Annotated in this window: 21 protein-coding genes and 2 pseudogenes; 13 read left to right on the top strand and 10 right to left on the bottom strand. The window is 64.9% G+C overall.

Features of this window, described 5'->3' with window-relative positions:
- Positions 1-186: 186 nt before the first annotated feature.
- The 3 genes from RM2_RS17690 (at position 187) to RM2_RS17680 (ending at position 3,550) form a co-directional block, all read left to right on the top strand.
- Entirely contained in the window at positions 187-1,914 is a 1,728-nt protein-coding gene (locus tag RM2_RS17690) for an Ig-like domain-containing protein (protein ID WP_245814029.1), read from the top strand.
- 252 nt (positions 1,915-2,166) lie between these two features.
- Positions 2,167-3,063: a cutinase family protein gene (locus RM2_RS17685; RefSeq protein WP_373863352.1), complete on the top strand. Its 897-nt coding sequence runs from the start codon at positions 2,167-2,169 to the stop codon at positions 3,061-3,063.
- A 52-nt stretch (positions 3,064-3,115) separates the two neighbouring features.
- Positions 3,116-3,550, top strand: a complete 435-nt coding sequence (locus tag RM2_RS17680) for an acyl-CoA thioesterase (RefSeq protein WP_072690844.1) — start codon at positions 3,116-3,118, stop codon at positions 3,548-3,550.
- 17 nt (positions 3,551-3,567) lie between these two features.
- On the opposite strand, the gene RM2_RS17675 is transcribed toward RM2_RS17680, so the two are convergent.
- Complete coding sequence (locus RM2_RS17675) at positions 3,568-4,467, bottom strand: SDR family NAD(P)-dependent oxidoreductase (protein ID WP_072690843.1); 900 nt, start codon at positions 4,465-4,467, stop codon at positions 3,568-3,570.
- Positions 4,468-4,622: 155 nt separating this feature from the next.
- On the opposite strand from RM2_RS17675, the gene RM2_RS17670 reads away from it, so the two are divergent.
- Positions 4,623-4,916: a putative quinol monooxygenase gene (locus tag RM2_RS17670; protein WP_072690860.1), complete on the top strand. Its 294-nt coding sequence runs from the start codon at positions 4,623-4,625 to the stop codon at positions 4,914-4,916.
- Positions 4,917-5,036: 120 nt separating this feature from the next.
- Entirely contained in the window at positions 5,037-6,437 is a 1,401-nt protein-coding gene (locus RM2_RS17665; protein ID WP_139277818.1) for a DUF7159 family protein, read from the top strand.
- 63 nt (positions 6,438-6,500) lie between these two features.
- On the opposite strand, the pseudogene RM2_RS25340 reads toward RM2_RS17665, so the two are convergent.
- Positions 6,501-6,623, bottom strand: a pseudogene (locus tag RM2_RS25340) (histidine phosphatase family protein); the annotation flags it as partial.
- 21 nt (positions 6,624-6,644) lie between these two features.
- On the opposite strand from RM2_RS25340, the pseudogene RM2_RS25335 reads away from it, so the two are divergent.
- The 4 genes and pseudogenes from RM2_RS25335 to RM2_RS17650 form a co-directional block, all read left to right on the top strand.
- Positions 6,645-6,761 (top strand): annotated as a pseudogene (locus RM2_RS25335) (acyl-CoA thioesterase); the annotation flags it as partial.
- A gap of 17 nt (positions 6,762-6,778) precedes the next feature.
- Positions 6,779-7,276, top strand: a complete 498-nt coding sequence (locus RM2_RS17660; RefSeq protein ID WP_072690842.1) for a hypothetical protein — start codon at positions 6,779-6,781, stop codon at positions 7,274-7,276.
- Positions 7,277-7,353: 77 nt separating this feature from the next.
- Positions 7,354-7,656 (top strand): putative quinol monooxygenase, encoded by a 303-nt coding sequence (locus RM2_RS17655; RefSeq protein ID WP_072690841.1) that lies wholly within the window; start codon positions 7,354-7,356, stop codon positions 7,654-7,656.
- Between the two features lie 10 nt (positions 7,657-7,666).
- Positions 7,667-8,350, top strand: coding sequence for a dienelactone hydrolase family protein (locus tag RM2_RS17650; RefSeq protein ID WP_072690858.1), 684 nt, complete (start codon positions 7,667-7,669; stop codon positions 8,348-8,350).
- Positions 8,351-8,450: 100 nt separating this feature from the next.
- Here RM2_RS17650 and RM2_RS17645 read toward each other — a convergent pair whose 3' ends face one another.
- The 3 genes from RM2_RS17645 to lysX are packed head-to-tail and all read right to left on the bottom strand — an operon-like array spanning position 8,451 to position 13,307.
- The gene (locus RM2_RS17645) at positions 8,451-9,050 is read right to left on the bottom strand and encodes a histidine phosphatase family protein (protein ID WP_072690857.1); all 600 of its coding nucleotides are present in this window, start codon (positions 9,048-9,050) and stop codon (positions 8,451-8,453) included.
- A 38-nt stretch (positions 9,051-9,088) separates the two neighbouring features.
- A complete protein-coding gene (locus RM2_RS17640; RefSeq protein WP_245814027.1) occupies positions 9,089-9,925 on the bottom strand; it encodes an alpha/beta fold hydrolase in 837 nt (278 codons plus the stop codon).
- 40 nt (positions 9,926-9,965) lie between these two features.
- Positions 9,966-13,307 carry a bifunctional lysylphosphatidylglycerol synthetase/lysine--tRNA ligase LysX gene (gene lysX, locus RM2_RS17635; protein ID WP_072690855.1) on the bottom strand — a complete coding sequence of 1,114 codons (3,342 nt, stop codon included), beginning with the start codon at positions 13,305-13,307 and terminating at the stop codon, positions 9,966-9,968.
- 104 nt (positions 13,308-13,411) lie between these two features.
- Between lysX and RM2_RS17630 the strand changes: the two genes are divergently transcribed.
- Entirely contained in the window at positions 13,412-13,639 is a 228-nt protein-coding gene (locus tag RM2_RS17630; RefSeq protein ID WP_072690840.1) for an RNA-binding S4 domain-containing protein, read from the top strand.
- On the opposite strand, the gene RM2_RS17625 is transcribed toward RM2_RS17630, so the two are convergent.
- Positions 13,630-14,985: a dipeptidase gene (locus RM2_RS17625; protein ID WP_072690854.1), complete on the bottom strand. Its 1,356-nt coding sequence runs from the start codon at positions 14,983-14,985 to the stop codon at positions 13,630-13,632. The two genes, RM2_RS17630 and RM2_RS17625, sit on opposite strands and share 10 nt — an antisense overlap.
- 79 nt (positions 14,986-15,064) lie before the next feature.
- Positions 15,065-15,535 carry a ribonuclease E activity regulator RraA gene (gene rraA / locus RM2_RS17620; RefSeq protein ID WP_072690839.1) on the bottom strand — a complete coding sequence of 157 codons (471 nt, stop codon included), beginning with the start codon at positions 15,533-15,535 and terminating at the stop codon, positions 15,065-15,067.
- Between the two features lie 404 nt (positions 15,536-15,939).
- On the opposite strand from rraA, the gene RM2_RS17615 reads away from it, so the two are divergent.
- Both RM2_RS17615 and RM2_RS17610 read left to right on the top strand, forming a co-directional pair.
- A complete protein-coding gene (locus RM2_RS17615) occupies positions 15,940-16,755 on the top strand; it encodes a mycofactocin-coupled SDR family oxidoreductase (protein ID WP_072690838.1) in 816 nt (271 codons plus the stop codon).
- A 167-nt stretch (positions 16,756-16,922) separates the two neighbouring features.
- A complete protein-coding gene (locus RM2_RS17610; protein ID WP_072690853.1) occupies positions 16,923-17,801 on the top strand; it encodes an NAD(P)H-binding protein in 879 nt (292 codons plus the stop codon).
- Here RM2_RS17610 and RM2_RS17605 read toward each other — a convergent pair.
- From RM2_RS17605 to RM2_RS17595, 3 genes are all read right to left on the bottom strand, one after another.
- Positions 17,778-18,179: a hypothetical protein gene (locus tag RM2_RS17605; protein WP_072690837.1), complete on the bottom strand. Its 402-nt coding sequence runs from the start codon at positions 18,177-18,179 to the stop codon at positions 17,778-17,780. The two genes, RM2_RS17610 and RM2_RS17605, sit on opposite strands and share 24 nt — an antisense overlap.
- A 136-nt stretch (positions 18,180-18,315) precedes the next feature.
- Positions 18,316-19,221 carry an oxygenase MpaB family protein gene (locus tag RM2_RS17600; protein ID WP_072690852.1) on the bottom strand — a complete coding sequence of 302 codons (906 nt, stop codon included), beginning with the start codon at positions 19,219-19,221 and terminating at the stop codon, positions 18,316-18,318.
- Positions 19,222-19,341: 120 nt separating this feature from the next.
- Positions 19,342-19,728, bottom strand: coding sequence for a DUF5313 family protein (locus tag RM2_RS17595; RefSeq protein ID WP_072690836.1), 387 nt, complete (start codon positions 19,726-19,728; stop codon positions 19,342-19,344).
- 186 nt (positions 19,729-19,914) lie between these two features.
- Here RM2_RS17595 and RM2_RS17590 point away from each other — a divergent pair, with 186 nt between their 5' ends.
- Positions 19,915-20,463, top strand: a complete 549-nt coding sequence (locus tag RM2_RS17590) for a nucleoside deaminase (RefSeq protein WP_245814026.1) — start codon at positions 19,915-19,917, stop codon at positions 20,461-20,463.
- The last annotated feature ends 9 nt before the right edge of the window (positions 20,464-20,472 follow it).

Here is a 20,472-nt window from a genome sequence, read left to right as displayed (position 1 = left end):
TATCCGGTCCTGGTGTGCTGACGGTGACCGAGCCCGCCGGTCCGGTCGATCCGTCCGAACCGGGCACCGGCAGCCTCAGTACGGGTTCCCTCGGAGGCTGATCGGTTCGCCGCCCGCCTCGGGGGTGAGAAGTGCACCCAGGCGCGGGCTGAGATTCGATGCCACCCCACCACGTCAGGAGAAATAGTGAAGCAAAGCGGAATGCGCAGGCTCACCGCTCCGATCAGTATCGGAGTTCTCGTCGGTGTCACCATGCTGAGTGGGATACCCGCTCAGGCAGAGACCACGACCACCACATTCAAGAACAGCTGCCTCGCCACACCGTCGGCAGTGGCAGGCCCGACCACAGAGTCGCAGACTGCCTCGGTCACAGTCGACGCACCGACGAGTGTCAATGCCGGTGAAGAGTTCGAGGTCACCCTCCAGCCGAGCCCCATCGGCTTCCCCAGCTCCGCTTCGGGAGCCAGTATCGAAAACGTGTCGCGGATCAAGATCGACATCGAGGTTCCCGACAACGCCACCCTGTTGGAGGCGGACGTGGTTCCCGCCACCTCGGTCGGGCTCAGTGGCACCGCTCCGAACGTTCTGCGGATCAACGGGAATGGTGACGTCGACTCGAACGGCGATTACCTGCGGCTCTCGGGCAACAATCGGACGATCGGCAACGGCCCCAACAGAAGCAAGAACAGCGAGGGCGGCATCAAGGTCAAAGCGACGGGCAAGGACGTCGATGGGACCAACAGCTCCAACGGTTACACCTACTTTCAGCTCCCGAAGGTCAAGCTGCGACTGAAGGCGGGGCCGTCCGGCACCGTAGAGGTGAAGCTGCGGACAGATGGCGATGCAGGCAAGTTTGGCAACGACAAGAACTTCCTGACGTTCCTTCCCAAGGCGAAACTGATCATCACCGCATGGGCACCAACCCAATGCACTCCGCGAAACAACCAGAACGCAGCGCTCAACGCGGGCGCCGGTCCGCTGGGCTCGGTGAATATCATCGCGCCCGATCAAGCGACCTGGACCAGCCTCTCCGGCCCCTCGGCGGCGCTGAACGGTGCGCCCGTCACGCTCACCGCGAACATCGACCCAGCCCCGGGCGGCGGAACCGTGCAATTCCGGGACGGTGTGACAGCGATCGGTGATCCCGTCGATGTCGTCGGCGGCGAGGCGTCCATCACCCATGCCTTCGACCTCAACGGCGACCATACGGTCACGGCGGAGTTCCTCGGAGCCGCCGGATATTCCGCTTCGACGTCCGAGCCACGGACGATCAACGTGAGTGCCTCCGAGGCGGACACCAGTATCGAGGTGAGCTCGCCGGTGAAGGCCCATGTCGGGGAGGACGTCAACCTGGCCGCGCAGATCACGCCGGCCGTCCAGGGCGGCACCGTGGAGTTCGAGGTCGACGGCCAGACGCTGACCGCTGAGGTCGGCACCGATGGCTCCGCGATCGCGCCGCACACGTTCACCGAGACCGGAACCCACCGGGTCGTCGCGCGTTTCTCCGGCACGGACGGTTTCGCCGGATCGGTTTCGCCGGCGTTCCCGGTCAGTGTCACCGACGCGCCGCCGGAGGATGTCTCCACCACAACCGCGCTCGATCCGGTCGGCACGGTGACCAAGGGCATCCCGGTGGTGCTGACGGCGAGGGTAGATCCGGCGAATGCGCACGGCAGAGTTGAGTTCAAGCTGGGCAACACTTCACTCGGTACTGTCGACGTGGTGAACGGCGTTGCGACGTTGCCGGCAACCTTCTACAACTCCGGGACCTACAGCGTCACAGCGGAGTTCGAGGGAGCTGCGGGCTTCGTCGACTCGGCTGCACCGCCGCGAGAACTGATCGTGCCCGGCCCGGTCGATCCCGTACCGACCGATCCGGGCGGCGGAAGCAGCAGTTCGGGCTTCGGGTCCTGATCGCTGCTGAGAAACGCTGAATGTGGGCGTCGCCGGAAGTCCGGCGGCGCCCACTTCGGTCAAAAGTCCACATATCCGGGCCCATGCTCATGCTCCCTCCGGTAACGTTTGATTACCGATCGTGCATCGCCTCCGACACGCAGCTTCTCGACAAGATCCTGGCGTTACCCGCTGGCGTCGTCACGATAGGGAACTCACGGCATGTGGTCACAAGAATGCGACCACTTGGATCGAGGAGAGGGGTTCGTGGGCGTGAAGAAGTCGTTTGTTGCGCTGGGAGCATGCGTCGCAGCTGTGTTCGGGTCGGTGGTATCGGTCGGTACGGCGCAAGCCGCACCGGCGTGCCCGGACCTCCACGTGGTCGCCATCCCGGGGACGTGGGAAACCTCGCCGGATTCGACGCCCCGGCCCGGCATGCTGTCCGCGGTGACGGATGGTCTGCCCTCTTCGGTGCAGGTCGACTACGTGACCTATGCGGCCACGGCGTTCCCGTGGGAGTCCGAGGTCTACGGCGGCTCCAAGCGCCAGGCCGTCGACAATGCGCGCTGGATCATCGAGGACGCCGCGACACGATGTGGCAACACCAATTTTGCAATTATCGGCTACAGCCAGGGTGCTGACGCGGCCGGTGATCTTGCCGCCGAGATCGGCACCGGACTCAGCGTTGTCCCACCGTCTCGAATCGCCGCAGTCGGACTGCTATCCGATCCGCGACGGTCGCCGACCGACGCCTTGGTCGGTCCGCCCGTCGCCGGCGGTGGCGCGGGTGGTCCGCGGATCGGTGGGTTCGGCTGGGTCAGCGAGAACACGCGCACCTTCTGCGCTTACGGCGATTTGTACTGCTCCACGGCCAAGGACGATTTCGTCACGCGTCTCGCGGGTTTTCTCGCGCAGACTTCGGATCCGATATTCGCCCTACTCGGCCAGTACCAGCAGGAAGCCCTCGCCATCTGGAACGACCTGATGGCGGCCGGAGGTATGCCAACGCTGATGGCCCAGTTGGACGAGGAATCGAACGAGACGCGCATCGACGAACTCGAGCACTTCTACAAATCGAATGCTCACCAGGACTACACGCGCTACGCGGTCGACTCCTCGGGAACACCAGCGACGACGTGGCTGCGGAACTGGCTGCGCGGCATGGCGTGAGTCGTGTGGAGGCTTTGAGGTCGTACCGACGGAGGTAGGGAATGCTGTCCCCATGAATGAATCCCCTGCCGCGGCCGGCTACGACGCCTTCGTGCCCGTCCGGTGGTCCGATATGGATGCCTTTGAGCACATCAATCATGCGCGGATGGTGACTCTGCTCGAAGAGGCCAGGATCGACTGGCTGATCAACGAGGGTCCGGAGAACTCGTCGCTCATCACGAGCAGTTTCATCGCCGACGTACACATCAAGTACCGGAGTCAGTTGCGCCATTCCGACAGCCCCCTGCGGATCACGATGTGGATCGCCAAGCTCCGGGCCGTCGATTTCACCATTGGCTACGAGGTCCGCAGCGCGGGGGCGGCACTCACCGACCCGCCCGCCGTCACGGGTACCACTCAGTTGGCCGTCGCGGATGTCGATGCTCAGCGTCTGCGACGCCTCACCGACACCGAACGCGAGTACCTCATCCGCTGGTCCTGCCCATGATGCGGCCCGCCGACTGATCAGTCGAGGTCGAATCGCGCGCCGATGCGCATAATTCCAGGCGCGAGACGGCTCAGTGCACGGCCGAACTTGGCGTCGGGGGTTGCGGGGACGACGGCCTTGTTCGACTTGACCGCCTTGACGATCTGCGTCGCCACCCGGTCCGGGGTGAATCCGCGCCTGCGGTAGAACTCGTCAGCCTTTGCCCGCTTCTCCGCCTGCTCTTCCGGCGTGGCATCGGCGATCCGGGTGGTATTGATGATGTTGGTGTGGACCAGTCCAGGGCAGATGGCGCTGACCCCGATGCCGTGGTCGACCAATTCGGCCCGGAGACAGTCCGAGAGCATGAACACTGCTGCTTTGCTCGTCGCGTACGCCGTCAGCTTCTTTTGCGGGGTGAAAGCCGCGGCCGACGACAGGTTCACGATGTGCCCACCGGTTCCGCGTGCGATCATCTGCTCGGAGAACGCCCGTGATCCGTACACGACGCCCCAGAAGTTCACGGCCATGACGTGTTCGAAATCTTCCTGCCGCGTCTTCGTGAACGTGCCCGAGTATCCGATGCCAGCGTTGTTGACAACGATATCGGGGGTGCCGTGCTCGGCCAGTACCTTCTTCGCGAAGCGCTGCACTTCAACCTCGGACGCGACGTCTACCTGGTACGCGCGGGAGCCGCCACGGACCATCACGTCGGGGTTGACCCGAGCCGAGTTCACGAGGTTCGCAGTGTGCTGCGCCGACTCGAGGTCGAGGTCGGCGATCACGACGACGGCACCCTCGGATGCGAACGCCAGCGCCGTCTGCCGCCCGATTCCGCTGCCGGCGCCGGTGACGACGACGAGCGTGCGGTCGAGATCCCGCAACCGGCGGTGCTTGCGCGCTCCGCGCCGCCATCTGCTGACTTCGTCGACAAGGCTCATGGGACCATACTGTCCCAGTACGGCTGTTTGTGTCTTGTGCGTGCGCAGCTTACCCGCGTTGTCGGCTGATCGATTCGGCTACGGGTTCCTTCCCTGAGCCAACTGTGCTTACGTGGTACGAGCCACATCGGGTGGCACTTCAGAAAGAGGAGTCGATGTCAGATCTGCATGTTGTCGCCACCATTCCCGCCAAGCCAGGGTCGGAGGACACCGTCCGCGACGGTTTGTCCTCGCTCGCCGCGGAGAGCCGCAAGGAGGAGGGGTGCGTCTCGTACGAGTTGTTCGAATCCGCGGCGCAGCCGGGCACCTTCGTTACCGTTGAAGTATGGGCGAGCCAGGCTGCAATCGATGCACATATGCAGTCGCCACACTTCCAGTCGGCCGTCGGCATCTTCGGTGAGCACCTCGCGGGTGCGCCGGCGATCCATCCCTTGAAGCCGGTTTCCTAGGGTCGCAATCCTTGAGGCATTCGGCGCGACGGGGCACGCTTCGGACGTCGGACCAGGCGCCTTTCCCCCGTGTAATTCCGTCTGCCCTCCTCGTGATCGAACCGATATATTCTCGGTTCTATGAGTTCCGTACTCGGTGTGTCGGTCGGTGCCAGCGCCGTGCGCTTGATGTCCCGGGGGCAGGGCGTCAATTCGCTGACCGTGGACGCAGCGCTCGACCCGCCGGAAGACCTGGCTGCCGAAAGCATCGGAACACTGCTCGCCGAGCGGGTGGGCGAAGAACGAGTCCAGACAATCGGCATTGCATACCAGGACGAGGCGCAGGCCGGTGCGGTACGGGCCGCTTTGGCGTGTCAACAGATCGACAACTACCGTCTGGTGCCCGAGGTGATTGCCGCATTGGGGAAACTGGACGTGTCGGGAGAACTCGGGGGCTATTCGACCCTGTTGTTCTACGACCTGGGTAGTTCCGGGCTGACCGTCACCGTGGTCGATCGATCCACCAGAATGGTGTTGAGCGCGGCACGCACGGACGAGATCAGCGGTGACCTCATCGACCACCTGATCCGCGACCGTCAACTTGCACTGCACCACATCGACCGGCCCGCCGACCAGGCTGCGGAACGGGCACTCGACACTCAGTGCCGGGAGGCCAAGGAGGGGCTGTCCACCGGCGGTACGGTGTGCATGCCCGGCGACGGCGGTCTACTGGTGCTCTCGCTTGACACTCTCGATTCGCTGATCGAAGGCGCCGTCGAGAAATCGATGCGCCTGGCCCGTAAAGTAATCGGTCGGTCGGGGCGCACGCCGCACGTCGCGGTGCTCATCGGCGGCGGCGCGCACATTCCCCTGGTCACCTCGGTGATGGAGTCGCTGCTCGACCTCCCGGTGATCGTGCCCGACCAACCCGAACTGGTGGCAGCCGAGGGTGCCGCACTGCTGGCCGAGTCGGTATCCGATCCCACACCGCGAACTCTCGCCGACGACTCTTCTGTACCGCCGATCGCCGAAACCACTACGAAGCCGTGGCGAAAGGGTCGAGTCCTCATCGGCGGCGGCCTGGCCGTCCTTGTGGTGGTGGGGTTGGGGCTGGGCGTCGGCGTAAAACTGAGTTCGGGGTCGCAAGACTCGCCGCAAGTCGGCGTAACCCAACCGGACACTTCGCCGCCGATTGCCGTGGTGCAGTCACCGGCAGTGCCGCCAGCGGCAGAGCAACCACAGGTGCTGTCACCGCCGGGGCCGTTGCCGCCGGAAACGGCCCCGGCGGCAACGGCTCGACCCTCGCCGTCGGCGCAGTCGGTGGCCCCGACTACAGGGGAGGCTGAAGGTCCCGCAGCACAGGACTCAATTCCGGGCCCGCCCGAGGAGGATGCGCAAGTCCCGCCACCCGAGCAGGAGCCGGCACCAGGACCGCTCATTCCCGGGTTGCCGGTGATCCCGTTGCCGGTGATCCCGTTGCCTGCGATCCAGCTTCCGCAATTCCCACCGCCCCCAGAGCTTCCCCTGGTACCGGGCCCATAGCTCGACTCGTGTGGCCACTGCGCTGCCTGCGCAACATGTCCACTGCGCAACATGTCCACTGCGCTACCGGCGCAGCATGTCCCGGATGTGGCCGGTCTCGTTGACGGACGCGACTTGGCGTTCGCGGGTTCGTGAAACGAGCACGCGAGTCAGCGACACGTACTCGATCGGGAACACCAGCGGACGTACTCACCAGGACTAGAGGCCCACTCGGACAGCCCGCTGCGCGTCACAATGTGAATCGCCAAGCACCGGGCCGTCGACTTCACCATTGGGTACGAGGTCCGGGGCGCGCCGGCTGCGCTCACGGACCCGCCTGCGGTCGGGGTACGGTCGGTTGTGTGTTGATCTGGTACGTCAGCTATGGATCGAACATGGCGACGTCGCGACTGGCGTGCTACCTGCAGGGCGGGTGCCCGGCGGGTGGTCGTCACACGAACCCGGGGGCGCGTGACCGGAGCGCGCCACGCGCGTCGATGCCGGTGGAGATACCCGGGTCGATCTTCTTCGCGGGGGTGTCGCGGGTGTGGGGTGGTGGTCGTGCTTTCTACGACCCCGACGCGCCGGGGACCGTGGCGGCCCGTGCCTTCCTCGTGACGCAGGAGCAGTTCGAGGACATCCGTGCGCAGGAGCCCGCGTGTGACGACCGCCTGGTCGTGCTCGGACACCGGGCGGGAGTGACGATGTGCACGTTCACTACTCGGGCGCGTGGCGACGTGGTGAGCCGTAATCCGCCGACGCAGGCGTATCTCGCGACGATCGCCGACGGGCTGCGGGAGGCACACGACTGGGACGACACGCAGGTGATGCAGTATCTGTCCCGGCTCCGGGCTTCGTAAGAGCCGCGCATGCAGCCCGTGGCTATGCTTTTTGTTGAACCGCCCACATCTGGTGGCTGTGTCGAGAGAGGGCGCCGATGTCTAATCTGCATGTCGTAGCGACTGTTCAAGCCAAGCCGGGCTCCGAGGATGTAGTGCGAAACGGATTCCCGCCACTGGTGGTGGCGACCCGTGAGGAGGAGGGCTGCGTATCTTACCAGATATTCGAATCCACCGTCTCCGCGGGAACCTTCGTCGTGGTCGAGGTGTGGAAGAGTCGGGAGGTCCTCGACGAGCACATGCAGACGCCGCACTTCCAACACTGGGTGAGCACCTTCCAGGAGCACCTCTCAGGCTCCCCGGTGATGCATACGCTGAAGCCGATCTCTGAATCCGCGTAGGTTGGATTCCGTGACCACACCACTGACCAGCATCACGCCCGACGGACCGGTCCGCGGGGGCGTCGTTGTCATCCAGGAGGCGTTCGGCGTCACCGAGCACATCACCGACGTCTGTCGTCGGTTCGCGGCGGCCGGATACCACGCTGTCGCACCGCACCTGTTCCATCGGAGCGGAGACCCGGTGGTGGCATACGACGACCTTGAAAAAGCCATGCCGTTGATGGGGAAGCTCGAGGCCACCGCTATCGACGAGGACGTCGACGCCGCACTCGAGGCGCTGTCGGCAGCCTCGATCGGTCCCCTCGACACGGCGATCGTGGGGTTCTGCATGGGTGGGACCGTCGCCTTCCACACCGCCGTGCGGCGTGAGCTCGGGGCGGCGGCCACGTTCTACGGTGGCGGCATCGCCCAGGGCCGCTTCGGTTATCCGGCGATGCTCGAGGTCGCGGCCGATGTGAAGACCCCGTGGCTGGGCTTGTTCGGCGACCGCGACAAGGGAATTCCCGTCGAGGAGGTCGAGGAGCTACGCAAGGCGGCGGCGAACGCGGCGGTGGCCACCGAAGTCGTGCGCTACCCCGGTGCCGACCACGGATTCCACTGCGACGACCGTCCGGCCGTGTTCAACCGCGACGCGGCGGCCGGAGCCTGGTCTCAGACCTTGGAGTGGTTCGGCGCCCGCCTCGGGCAGTCGTAGCGGCCGCCGCGCTACCGTTCCCGGCTCCCGAGCGGGATAGGCGGTCAGAACCGCCACCGGCGTCCGGAGAATCGCTGATGAACAACTCTCGAAAGTCCCCTTAGCGGCGCAGCATGTCTCGGATGTGGCCGGTCTCGTTGACGGACGCGACTCGGCGTTCGCCGGTGCGTGATACGAGCACGCGCGTGAGCGACACGTACTCGATCGGGAATACCAGCGGACGGTCGAGTCCGAGCAGTTCCTGCAGGTAAACGTTGATGACGCCGCCGTGCGCGAAGACCGCGACGGTGTCCTCGTGATCGGAGTCGTCGACGACTGCGCCAATCGCCTCGAACACCCGGGTCCGGAACGCCTCGGGATCGACGAAGTCCGGGAATTGTCCGGCGCGGATACGGGCGAACGCCTCGGGTACGCGGGCCTCGGCCTCGTGGAATGGGATGTAGACGCCTAGGCCGTAGTCGTATTCGGCGAGCCCGAGGTGTTCGACGACGGGAAGATTCAGCGCGCCGGCGAGGGGAGACGCAGTCTCGAGTGCCCGGCGCTGCGGGCTGCTCGCGATCCGTGCAATGCGATACGGGGCCAGCGCTGCGGGAAGGCGCGCGGACTGGGCGTGGCCTTCCTCGGTCAGCGCGGGGTCGGCGTGCCCGTCGGACGTGGTGACCAGTTCGGGCAGCGCGTGGCGGATCAGTAGCAGTTGCACGTCGAACACCATGCCACGACGAGCCGACGCGGCGCGCATCACCCCGACAACCCCCGTACCAGTGCTGCGACCTGGCCGGGTTGGTCGATCATGGCGTGATGTTTCGCTGGCCGGACCACCCGGAACTCGGCGCCGAGGAACTCCGCGAAGCGTCGTTGCATCCTGATCCACACCCACCCCCAGGGTGTGCGGACACCGGTGTCGGCGGCTGCGACGACGACCGGCGCGGTGAGCCTCGTCCCTTCGCGCAGGTCGACCAACTGGTGGACGAGTTCGGGATACGACGCGTTCTCCACGATCGCCGCCTCGAGGTAGGCGGGCTCGCGGACGATACGGTCGATCCATGCCTGCATGGGCGGTGGTATCCCGCCGGGTGGCGTCGAATGATTCAGTAGCCGTCGAACGGTCGGGCCCAGTGCGCGCTGGAAGCCAAGCAGGCTCGCGGTGCGAGCAACTCTCCGGCCGATATGGACCCTCCACCGCGTCGGCACCAGCGGCCGCCGCTGCTTCGATACCGTTGCGTCGAGCAACAGCACCGCCGAGGTCTGCCGGGGATACAGGCGTGCGAATGCCTCGGCATAGATCCCGCCGAGGGAGTGGCCTACGACGACCGCGGGTTCGGTGATGTCGAGTTCCGCGAGCACGTTGGTGATGCGCCGGGCCTCACCCCACGTGGACAGCAGTTCATACGACGCGGGACTCAAACCGTATCCGGGACGGTCGATCCGGACGACGCGGTGGTCTCCGGACAGTCGAGCGGCGACACCGTCCCAGTCGAACCAGTTGGCCCCCAGGCCGCCGTAGAGGACGACCGGTGGGCCCTCACCGTCGACCACCACATGCACCCCCACGACCAGTTTCCCTGGACGTTTCACGTGGAACCATCGCCCTCGAGGGTGTGGTGACGTCGGGACCTCATTGCCTGGGCTTGGCCAGGGGGAAGGCGAGGGTTTCGCGGATGCTGCCACCGGTGATGAGCATGACTACCCGATCCACGCCCATACCGAGTCCGCCGGTCGGAGGCATGGCATGTTCGAGGGCCTCCAGGAAATCCTCGTCGAGGTCCATCGCCTCTTCGTCACCGCCTGCGGCGAGCATCGACTGCTCGGTGAGCCGCCTCCGCTGATCCACCGGGTCCGTCAACTCGCTGTAGGCCGTGCCGAGTTCGACGCCCCACGCCACGAGGTCCCACTTGGCTGCGACCCCGGGAATCGTGGGGTGGGGGCGCGTCAGCGGCGACATCGAGGTCGGGAAGTTCGTGTAGAAGGTGGGGAACTCGGTGTAGTCCTCCACCAGATGCTCGTACATCTGCTGCGCGACCGCCCCGGAGTCCCAGGTGGACTGATACGGGATCTCGTGTTCGTCGCACAGACGTTGCAATTCATCGAGGGGAGTCGCGGGTGAGACATCGGCATCGACCTTCTCCGCAACGGCTTGGTGCATGGTCTTTACCGGCCACTCGCCGGAGATGTCCACCTCGACCAGGGCGCCGCCCGGTCCCGGCCGCTTGGCGATCTCGCGTCCATATGCGGCCCTTGCTGCCGCCTGAATGAGTTCTCGGCACAACACCATCATCTTTTCGTAGTCGCTGTGTGCCTCGTATGCCTCGAGGATCGTGAACTCCGGGTTGTGTTTGTAGTCGACGCCCTCGTTGCGGAAGACACGGCCGATCTCGAACACCTTCTCCATGCCCGCCACGCACAGTCGTTTGAGGTACAGCTCCGGTGCGATCCGCAGGTACAGGTCGAGGTTGTAGGCGTTGATGTGTGTCAGGAACGGTGCCGCGTTGGCGCCGCCGTGCACCTGCTGCAGGATCGGGGTCTCCACCTCGAGGAACCCGCTATTGCCGAGCGAGTCGCGCAGCGACTTCACGATTGCGCTGCGGGCCTCGAGGAGACGTCGGGCTTTGACGTTGATCGCGAGATCGATGTACCGCTGTCGCACGCGAGTCTCGGGGTCGGATAAGCCCCTCCACTTGTCGGGTAACGGGTGTAGGCACTTGCCGGTCATGCGCCACTCGTTCGCCAGCAGCGACAGCACGCCCCGGCGGCTGTATCCGATGACGCCGGCCACTGCGACCAAGTCGCCGAGGTCGAACTCCGCGGCGAACGCCCGGATGCGGTCGGTACCGACCCTCGCCCCGTCGACGAGAATCTGAATGTCTCCCGACCAGTCCCGAATCACTACGAACACGACACCGCCGTAGTCGCGGATCCGGAGCAAACGGCCGGCGATTCGAACCGTCGTGCCTTCCGGGGACTTCGCCGCTGCCGCCACCGAATGGGTGGGCGGATAGGCCACCGGGTAGGGATCGATTCCCTCCTCGGCCAGGGCTTCGAGTTTGTCGAGTCGCACGCGCACCTGCTCGGGGCGCTTCGGACCGGACGTCGTGGGCATGACCACTCCGCGCGGTGCGCTGCCATCCGCGCGCAGTCCCTCTGCCGCGACAAGTGCCGCGGGGACCGATGCGCGAGTGCCGGTGTGCGCGATGGCGTCCCGAGTTCCGGACCGGCCGAACCGCGGCAGGGTCACGAATCCTTCCGCGATGGCCGATGCGAATCCGACGCGCAGCAGTTCGCGGTTGTCCTCGAAGCACAGGTAGCGCGGCACCCATTCGGGCTGATACTTCACATTCGACCGGTACAGCGCTTCGAGCTGCCACCACCGGGAGAAGAAGACGAGGATCGACCGCCAGATCCGCAAGATGGGCCCCGCGCCGATTCGGGAACCTTCCGCGAACACCGAGCGGAACACCGCGAAGTTCAGCGACACCTTGGTGATGCCGAACTGCTCGGAGGTAGCGGCGAGTTCGGTCACCATCAGTTCGACCACACCGTTGGGTGATGTCGGTTTGCGGCGCATCAAATCGAGCGAGACACCCATCGGGCCCCAGGGGACCAGCGACAGGATGCCGACTATCTGGTCACACTCGTCGATCGCCTGCACCAACAGGCAGTCCCCGTCGAGGCGGTCGCCGAGGCGACCGAGAGCCATCGAGAAGCCGCGCTCGTTCTCGGTGTCGCGCCAGGCGTCCGCGAGCCGGATGGTCTGGGCCATCTCCTTGGCGGGCACGTCGCGATGCCGCCTGATGCGGACGATGATCCCCTGGCGCCGCACCCGGGTGACGGCCTGCCGCACCTGCCGCATGTCGCGTCCGTTGAGACTGAATTCGCGGGTGCGAAGGATGGCCTCGTCGCCGAGTTGGAGCACGGTGAGACCCGCCTTGTCGTAGGCGGTGGCACCGGCTTCACCGGCGCCCATCACGGCGGTGGCCCAACCGTATCGGGAGGCGAGCGCCTGCCAGGCCGCGATCGCGTGGGGCCAAGCCTCCGGGTCGCCGATCGGATCGCCGCCGGCGAGGCAGACACCGATCTCGACGCGGTAGGTGATGGCCGCCTTCCCGCTGGGCGCAAAGACGACGGCCTTGTCGCGGCGAGTGGAGAAGTAGCCGAGAGAGTCGTCGGCACCGTACTGCTGCAGGAGTCCGCGCAGCGCCGACTCGTCGTTTCCGGTGAGTGCGTTGTGGGAGCGTTGGGCCCGGAACAGGGTGATAACGGCAGCGAGGAGCGCAACCGCGCCGAACAGGCCGAGCAGCGTGTTGACGAAGCCGTGCGGTCGGCCGGTGAACTGTGCGTTGTCGATCGAGGCCAGTGCGGTGACCCGGTTGAACGCCCACAGGAAACGTTCGCCGGAGTCGAGCGTGCCTGGGAACAGTTCGACGAGCCCCCAGCCGACGACGGTACCCACCACGAGACCGACCAGCAGCACCCCGAGCGCCTTCCAACCGGCGCCGCGGCGGACGCGGGTGTAGAAGTCTGGCCGCGCGGAGACGAGGACTCCGATGATCGCCAATTGCACGGCAGCCGCGACGGCAGCGTTCGGGTTGCGGTCGACGATCGCCACGCCGATGTTGAGCGCCATGAAGAGCACCAGATACGCCGTGAGCAGCCACCACGCGATGCGTTTGCGGCTGGCCAGCGCCGCCGCGAGCAGTCCGACCACCAGCGCCCAAGACAGGCTCGTGTCCGGAGCGTCGAAGTAGTAGGTGTCGACGTAGTCCCGCGGACCATTGACGTAGTAGCGCAGGACGGGGGAGACGCTCCACAGGAACACCAGCACCGAGAAGACGCCCAGGGTCAGCCCCGCAATGTGCGGAACCTGGTGGAGGCGTCCGTTCTTCGAGCTCGGAATGGGCCGGGCCTGCGGTTCGATGTGGACGGCCTCGAACTCGCGGTCTGTCTCGGTGCTAGCTGCCATCGAGTGTTTCCTTCCGGCGAGATGTGAACCGATCACTGGGCTAATTTACAGTTTCCAGTGTGAGCCGTGAGGATGCGATTTGGGTGGAGAGGGAAGATAGAGGCATGTCCGACACCCATGACACCGTGCCGATCCGCGACGAATCCATCCGTCTCGGCCAGTTCCTCAAACTCGCCAACCTCATCGAATCGGGGGCCGAGGCGAAAGAGGTGATCGCCGACGGCCTGGTGTCGGTGAACGATGAGGTCGAGGTACGGCGGGGCCGGCAGCTACGGGACGGCGACGTCGTGGAGATCGGCGGGATGACTGCGCGGGTGAGTTCTCAGCTTTGACGGTCGGCGGTCGCGAATCGCTGTAGGAACAGCGCTTCGGCGACCGCGAGGTTCTCGATCTCGCTCGGGTCGACACTTTCGTTGGGCGCGTGGATGAGGCACCGTGGTTCCTCCACCCCGATCAGGGCGATCTCCGCGTTCGGCACCACGGCGGACAAGGCGTTGCACAGCGGGATCGATCCGCCGTGCCCGACGCTGCCAAGTTTCTTCCCGAACGCATCCTCCATTGCCGTGCGGAGGGCGGCATAGCCGCGACCGTCCGTGGTGGCCCGAAACGGCGACCCGATCGCCTCGCGTTCCACCGTCACCCGCGCCCCCCACGGCGCGGCATTCTCGAGATGCGCCGCAAGCGCGTCCTGCGCCTTCCGCGGATCCATGCCGGGCGGCACACGAAGATTCAGGCGAGCCGACGCGCGTGGTTGGATGGAGGCCGCGGATCCGACGACCGGCGGGCAGTCCATGCCGAGAATCGTCAGGGTCGGCCGTGCCCACACGGTGTCAGCGACAGACCCCGAACCGGCCAGTCCGACGCCGTCCAGAACGCCTGCGTCGGTCCGGAACTGGGCCTCGGGGTAGTCCACCCCCGTCCACGTCTGGTCGCACTCCAAGCCGTCGACGACGGTGTCGCCGTCCGCGTCCCGCAGGGTGGCGAGCATCTGCACCAGCGCCGCGAGCGCGTCCGGGGCGGGCCCACCGAACATGCCGGAGTGTACCTCCCCGGCAAGGGTCTCGACGTGCACCACGACGTTCGCGATGCCGCGCAGCGTGGTGGTAACGGTCGGGCTCCCGACCTCAGCGTTTCCGGTATCGCCGACAAGGATCATGTCGGCGTCGAACAGTTCCGGCCTGGCCTCGACGAGGTTCTCCAGACCGCCGGTGCCCATTTCCTCGGATCCTTCGGCGACGATCCTGATGCCGACGGGTAGCGGTGTGCCGAGCGCACGCAACGCCAGCAGGTGCATCACGACGTTGCCCTTGCAGTCGGCCGCGCCGCGGCCGTACCAGCGTCCGTCTCGTTCAGTGAGAGTGAAAGGATCTGTGTGCCAGAGCTTCTCGTCGCCGGGAGGCTGAATATCGTAGTGGCAGTAGAGTAGAACCGTGGGTGCCCCCTCGGGTCCGGGCTGGTACCCGATCACCGCGTGTGAACCGTCGGAGGTCTCGAGCAGGTCGACCTGTCCGATTCCGGCGGCGATGAACGCGTCCTTCACCCATTCGGCCGCGCGAGTACATTCCTCCGGCGGGAACTGTCGCGGATCGGCCACCGAACGCATGCCGACCAGCGTGGCGAGTTCCTCACGCGCCGTGGGCATCTGTTCGGCCACTCTGGACCGGATTGCGTCCGACATCATCTCCTCCTCGAAAGCCACGACGGGCTGCGTCGATTGTCCTCCATCAATTTCGGATAAGCCACAGCGCACCGGCGAATCAGCGGACGACGACGCCGTCCTGGTCGCTGAAGACAGTCTCGCCGGGGTTGAACGTCACTCCACCGATCTCGATCGGCACGTTCTTCTCGCCCGCCCCGGTCTGCGTGCTCTTACGGGGATTCGTGCCCAATGCCTTGATGCCGATGTCGAGGGTCTTCAGGATCGCCGAGTCGCGGACGGCGCCGTTGACGATCACCCCGGCCCAGCCGTTGTCGACGCCGCGCCCGGCGATGATGTCTCCGACCAGTGCAGTGTGGATGCCGGCGTCACCGTCGACCACGAGGACGCCGCCGTCGCCGGGCTCGCTCAGGGTCTGCTTGACCAGCAGGTTGTCCTGGAAACACTTGATGGTGGTGACGGGGCCGGAGAACACCTCACGTCCGCCGTACTGGATGAGCTGCGTATCGCAGCTCCGAATCTCGGGTCCGATCTCGTCTGCCAGGTCAGCGGTTGCTACGGGTTCAGTCATACGGAACAGGGTAGAGGTGAGGATTCTGGGAGAAGAGCAGTGATCGAACTTGTGGAGAACTCTCGGGCTGGTGGCGTCATGGGGAACACATCGACATCACGCCACAAGCGCCAATCAGCGGGCCACCCACTCCCATATCGGAGGTCACCCGAAAACACCCAATCCACAATCCTTGACGATTCCTCACGTCCTCACGGTCTTGGCCGATTCTGCATGCGCTTCCGGGAATTCCCCGCTGAGCTGGACGGATGCCTCCTCTCTGCCCGACATCCGATATCTCGTTATGCTCGGAAGCTACATCACAGCTCAACCACAGCGCTCATGTGTGAGGCTCTCGAATTTCGAGGTATCAGTGCGCGGGAGACCGGACCTAGACGGCAATTGAGGACGAAGGAAGCCACGCAATGAGCACTCTCGAAGGCAAGGTCGCACTCATCACCGGTGGTGCCCGCGGTCAAGGTAGAAGCCACGCCAGGACGCTTGCCCAGGCCGGCGCCGATGTGATCGTCATCGACATCTGCGCCGATCTGGCCACCGTGCCCTATCGGCTCGCCAGCGAGGCTGAACTGGCGGAGACGGCCGGTGAGGTGCAGGCGAGCGGCCGCAAGTGTGTCACCAAGATTGCGGACGTCCGAGACAGCGCCGCAGTGGTGACTGCTGTCGATGAGGCCGTCGCCGAGCTGGGCCGACTCGACATCGTCGTTGCGAATGCCGGCGTGCTCTCGTGGGGACCCGTCGACTGCACACCCCAGCAGGTCTTTGACGACACGATCGCCGTCAATCTGATCGGTGTGTGGAACACCTTCGAAGCTACGGTTCCTCATATCCTCGAGCACGGTGACGGTGGATGCATCGTGGTGATCGGATCGACCAACAGCAATTCGGCCAAAACTCTGGAGGTCTCGACTGCGGCGCGCGCCTACGTCGCGAGCAAGCACGGCGTCATCGGTTTGATGCGCAGCTACGCGCTGCAACTCAGCCCGTTGGGTATCCGCGTCAACGCCGTCGAACCATGCGGTGTCGACACTATGATGCTCACCAATGACGCTGCCCAAAGGATCATTGAGCAGGGGGGGCCGTATGACATGTTGAACCCTATGGGCATGGAGAGGATCGAACCGGAGGATGTCAGTGCGGCAATCGAGTTCCTGGTCTCCGACAGAGCGCGCTACATCACCGGAATCGAATTCCCGGTCGACGCAGGATTCGGCGTGAAGTAGGCGCTAGGGTCTGCACCAGACATCGATTTCGGCCGCGCACCGCGTATCTACCGCGCCGAAACAGGCCCCGAGCGATCGGTCGATATCAGCCCATTCAGACGACGCCCAAGTCTTCCTGGCAAGGCCTCGTCCACAACTGTCGAAATTATTCTGGGAGGATGCGGGCCATGACTATTGCAGTGACTGGAGCCACCGGCTCGATCGGCGGCAAGGTACTCGAGAGGTTGGGCGGGGGCGCCGGTATCCGCCTGATCGGGCGAAACACGCAGCGCCTCGAGCCGCTGGCCGAGCACTTCGACTCCGCGTTCGCCGTGGCTACATACGCCGACGAAACCGCGATGACCGCCGCGTTGGACGGTGTCCGATTGCTGTTCCTCGTTTCCGGACAGGTGAGCGCCACCCGACGAGAAGAGCACGCCGCAGTGATCGACGCAGCCTGCGCCGCCGGGGTAGATCGGATCGTCTATCTGTCGTTTCTTGACGCGGTGCCCGACTGCACGTTCACGTTCGGGCGTGACCACTACTTCGCGGAACAGCACATCCGACAAAGCGGGCTGAAGTTCACATTCCTGCAGGACAGCTGGTATCAGTCGATGATCCCGATGATGGTGGACGATCAGGGCGTCATCCGCGGCCCTGCTGGTGACGGCAGGGTTTCCGCCGTGGCGCCCGACGACGTCGCCGATGCCGTAGCGGCGGTCCTCACGACCGGGAACGGCGACCACGATGGCGCGACCTACCGGTTGACCGGACCGGAAGCGTTCACCCTTGCTGATGCTGCCGAGACGATGACGACTGTGACCGGCCGGTCGGTGCGGTTCGAGAACGAGACCCTCGACGAGGCGTACGCCTCCCGCGCGCACCACGGGGCGCCGGACTTCGAGGTCGCAGGCTGGGTGACCTCGTACGCAGCGATCGCGGCGGGCGAGTTGTCGCCGGTGACCGGCGATGTCGAGACTCTCATTGGTCGACCGCCGCAGGCATTTGCCGACTATCTCGAGTCTGCGATGAAGACGGTGCGGTCAGCTGCTTCCCGAAAACGGTGACGGGACGACGTCGAACTCCATCGTCGCCTCGGCCGGGGTGCCGTTCGGGGGGTCGAACGTGAACACGGCGGTGTACCGGCCGGCCTCGTGGGTTCTGGTTGCCACCGTCCCGAGACCGAAAGTCAGCGGGATGGTCCGCGTATTCACATCGCCGTCAGGTTCGGTGATCTCGAGAAGGACAGGCGACGTTCCATCCCCGCTCGCTGGGGTGGGAGTGACCAGCGCGCCGAGCGTCACCAGATTGTTCGCGTAGACAGTTCCGATCAGCGGGGTCGGGTTGATCTGATAGATGGTTGAAGCGGTTGCGACGGGTGCGAGAGCAAGAGATGCGGCTCCAGCCAGCGCGGCAACGGCCAAGGTCCCTCGAGTGAAGTTCACGCGTAATCCCTTCCGTTCGACGGTCTTTTCGCGCAGCAACGTTACGGCAAGCTGGGCGCATTGCCGTTGCCATTCCTCGTGTGTTCGAGAACGATTCGAGCACAACTCTTTCCGCCGATGGGGACGTCAAAGCGGTTCAGGATGAGGTGTTCTCCGGCGCGACCGTACCGGTGGTGTGCTTCACCGGGCAGGTTTTGGGGAAGGTGCCCAGTTTTTCCACCTCGTACCCGGCCGGGTAGCTGCGAATGTTGGGTAGGTCGCGGGCGAACTTGGGCTCGGTCCGCACCGGGTAGAAGCGAACGAGTCGTGCACGCGCCTTCAGTGCGCCGCGGGCCAGACGCCGCACGAGAGGTGAGGGGCGGGCGTAGGCGAATGCGTCGAGGAGCGGATCGTCCATGATTGCCCAGGAGAATCGCTTGATCAGGGCCGCGGGTGCGAGGTTGTTGGGCGGGAAGGTGCAGAGAAGATCGAGGGTGGAGTCTGCGACGGCGCGGGCGCCCTCGTCGAAGAGGAAGTGGTCGCGCTCGTAGTCGTCCAGGAACTGTTCGAACGCCTCGAAAGTTTCGGGGATCTGTTTGATTCCCATGAGGGCGCCCAGAGTCCGGTAGTAATTCGTGGATCCGATGATCTCGTTGCGGGTGAGTTTGCGCCAGCCGAAGTCGTCGATCCAGCGGACGGGTGTGACAACGAACGTCGACAGGACATATCGCATGTCGTCATCGGAGATCTTGTAGGAGCCGTGCATCTGGTTCATTCGACGGATCCCGGCCCGGCCACGGTCGCTGTGCATGCCGTGTTCGAGGACGGCGTCGAGGATCAGCCCGGTGTCGTCATAGCGCTTCTGCACGCGTTCGGTGAACTCACCGGTCTCGAACAACAGGTGCCCGATGCTGGGTACGGCATACGTCCTGAACAGTGCGAAGCTGAGAGCCTGGTTGATGTCCCAGGGAAACTCCTGCGTGGCAAGAATGCGGGAGATCTCTTCGTGCTGCGTCTCGGGATCGAGTTGATCGGTCCGGCGACGAAGATCGAAGCGTTTCATGAGCTCGACTTCCAGCAGCGGCGATTGCAAGCAGGCAATTCAGCGATTCTTTCAGACAATTCGACTGTATCGCCCGTCGCACCGCGATGCCAGAGTGCGGCGCTATTCCAGGGTGCGGCGCTATTCCAGGGTGCGGCCGTGACGCTTCTCGTAGTCCTCGCGGGTGCGGTTCGCGCGGCGTGTCGCCTTCTCGTTCAGGAGCCCCGGATCGAGACCGTGAATGAGCAAGCGGTGACGCCGGTAGTTGTTCATCAGAGCGACCGCGAAGTAAAGAAGCGGGATCAGCAGCAGGGCCATCATCGCCAGCGGAATCCACACCGGACCTGGGATGAGTAGAAACAGCAGCAGCACCACAACGACGGGAAGCATGAACCGCGTGACATACCGCACCGAGGCGCCAGGTCCGACCAGGTCGTTGCGGACCCAATCCTGCATCGAGTCGGGTAGAGTGCGACCGAACAAGTATCCGACGTACTGGCTGAGGCTGGGACGCTGCAACGTGGACATAGGTTCAGGATAGTCCCGACATGCGGACCGGAGGCCGGTGAGGGTGTGTCATATAGTTCACTCCGCCCTGTGCCGGCGCATACTTTGGGAGACCACAGGCCAACGCGCGCAATGACATCAGATCGACCAGGCGAGCGGTCGGTGATGCGATGCAGATCGGGACGAATTGTGACACGGGATGAACTCATGGCAGAGGCATGCCGACTGGCCGAGGAATCGGTCAGGAACGATTGGGGCGGGCCGTTCGGCGCGGTGATCGCGAGGGGCGGCGAAATCGTGGCGCGTGGCCAGAACCGCGTCCTGCTGACCGGCGACATCACCGCACATGCGGAGATCGAAACGATCCGAAAAGCGGTGCAGGTGTTGAATTCGGAGGCGCCGTCGATTGCGAAGAACCGTCGCCGCGATTCGACGCTCGAGTTGGTTCCGCGCCCGGAGGGATCGGCAGACAAGGTCCCGGAGCGCGCGAAGATGTTGATGGGCATGGAAATCTACATCAGCGGCGCACCTTGCCCGATGTGTATGAGCGCCATCTACTGGGCGAGGCTCGAGGCGGTACATTTCTCCAGCGATCTCGAGGCCACCAGCGCGATCGGGTTCGACGACGCGTTCCAGTACGAAGACTTCAACCGGCCGTTCGAAGAGCGCCGCATCAAGATCGAGCAATTCCGGCCGGACCTCGGAGCCGAGGTCTACGACGTGTGGCTGGCGAAGTCCGACCGGCATCCGTACTGACCCGGCGAA

Origin of the sequence: Rhodococcus marinonascens NBRC 14363, from assembly GCF_001894885.1 — a bacterium.
Taxonomy (GTDB): domain Bacteria; phylum Actinomycetota; class Actinomycetes; order Mycobacteriales; family Mycobacteriaceae; genus Rhodococcus_F; species Rhodococcus_F marinonascens.
This window is presented reverse-complemented; position numbering and strand designations above follow the sequence as displayed.

What these genes read in the sequence shown, in the direction of transcription:
- RM2_RS17595 (WP_072690836.1), bottom strand. Translation starts at nt 19,728, where the DNA reads ATGTCCACGTTGCAGCGTCCCAGCCTCAGCCAGTACGTCGGATACTTG.
- RM2_RS17670 (WP_072690860.1), top strand. Translation starts at nt 4,623, where the DNA reads ATGTCAGATCTGCATGTTGTCGCCACCATTCCCGCCAAGCCAGGGTCG.
- lysX (WP_072690855.1), bottom strand. Translation starts at nt 13,307, where the DNA reads ATGGCAGCTAGCACCGAGACAGACCGCGAGTTCGAGGCCGTCCACATC.
- RM2_RS17655 (WP_072690841.1), top strand. Translation starts at nt 7,354, where the DNA reads ATGTCTAATCTGCATGTCGTAGCGACTGTTCAAGCCAAGCCGGGCTCC.
- rraA (WP_072690839.1), bottom strand. Translation starts at nt 15,535, where the DNA reads ATGACTGAACCCGTAGCAACCGCTGACCTGGCAGACGAGATCGGACCC.
- RM2_RS17625 (WP_072690854.1), bottom strand. Translation starts at nt 14,985, where the DNA reads ATGTCGGACGCAATCCGGTCCAGAGTGGCCGAACAGATGCCCACGGCG.
- RM2_RS17630 (WP_072690840.1), top strand. Translation starts at nt 13,412, where the DNA reads ATGTCCGACACCCATGACACCGTGCCGATCCGCGACGAATCCATCCGT.
- RM2_RS17675 (WP_072690843.1), bottom strand. Translation starts at nt 4,467, where the DNA reads ATGAGCCTTGTCGACGAAGTCAGCAGATGGCGGCGCGGAGCGCGCAAG.
- RM2_RS17615 (WP_072690838.1), top strand. Translation starts at nt 15,940, where the DNA reads ATGAGCACTCTCGAAGGCAAGGTCGCACTCATCACCGGTGGTGCCCGC.
- RM2_RS17665 (WP_139277818.1), top strand. Translation starts at nt 5,037, where the DNA reads ATGAGTTCCGTACTCGGTGTGTCGGTCGGTGCCAGCGCCGTGCGCTTG.
- RM2_RS17600 (WP_072690852.1), bottom strand. Translation starts at nt 19,221, where the DNA reads ATGAAACGCTTCGATCTTCGTCGCCGGACCGATCAACTCGATCCCGAG.
- RM2_RS17610 (WP_072690853.1), top strand. Translation starts at nt 16,923, where the DNA reads ATGACTATTGCAGTGACTGGAGCCACCGGCTCGATCGGCGGCAAGGTA.
- RM2_RS17590 (WP_245814026.1), top strand. Translation starts at nt 19,915, where the DNA reads ATGGCAGAGGCATGCCGACTGGCCGAGGAATCGGTCAGGAACGATTGG.
- RM2_RS17680 (WP_072690844.1), top strand. Translation starts at nt 3,116, where the DNA reads ATGAATGAATCCCCTGCCGCGGCCGGCTACGACGCCTTCGTGCCCGTC.